This window comes from Alcanivorax sp. HI0044 (assembly GCF_001634945.1).
The window spans coordinates 1-747 of the sequence record NZ_LWEZ01001676.1 but is presented as its reverse complement, the minus strand read 5'-3'; the positions used below and the strand labels follow the sequence as shown (position 1 = coordinate 747).

Genomic DNA, 747 nt, shown 5'->3' with positions numbered 1-747 from the left:
TCAATGCGGTGAAGAACGCACTGGAAGCGTCTCCGCCGGAGCTGGCCTCGGATATTGCCGAGCGTGGTCTGGTGATTACCGGTGGTGGTGCCCTGTTGCGTGATATCGACCGTCTGCTCTCGGAAGAAACCGGCCTGCCGGTGATTGTTGCCGATGATCCATTGACCTGTGTGGCCCGGGGTGGCGGCAAGGCGCTGGAGCTGATGGACAGCCAAGGCTTTGACATGCTGGCCATGGGTTAACTCCCATGGTGGCCCCGGCCAAACCCTCCTACCGACTCATTATCGCGCTGGTGCTTGCCGTCATCATGATGGTGCTGGACCAGCGTACCCCTTGGGCTGCACCCCTGCGCCATGCACTGGGCTACCTGACGGCGCCCATTCATTATCTTGCCCACTTGCCGGTGGACAGTGGTGAGTGGCTGTCTGAGCAGACGCAAAGTCGCGGCACCCTGCTTGACGAAAATCGTCGCTTGCAACGCCAGGCGTTGATTCTGGAGCAGAAAGTGCAGCGTCTGGCGGTGCTGGAAGCCGAGAACGTGCGGCTGCGTGAGCTGCTCAATTCCTCGGCGGATCTGGATGCCAATGTGCTGGTGGCGGAAATCATCGGTGTGGATCCTGATCCTAACCGCCAGGAGATCGTCATCAACAAAGGGGCGGGGGACAATGTTTCCCGGGGGCAGGCGGTGCTCGATTCCCAGGGGCTGATTGGTCAGGTGGTGGACGCCGGCCCGCTCAGCTCCCGCGT

General features: G+C 61.4%; 2 protein-coding genes. Both read left to right on the top strand.

The window, feature by feature from the left end; translation table 11 throughout:
• Positions 1-242 (top strand): rod shape-determining protein (locus A3730_RS25190; RefSeq protein WP_197477631.1); only part of this gene is annotated, 242 nt, incomplete at its 5' end.
• 5 nt (positions 243-247) lie between these two features.
• On the top strand, positions 248-747 hold a 500-nt coding region (mreC, locus tag A3730_RS25185), incomplete at its 3' end, for a rod shape-determining protein MreC (protein WP_197477630.1).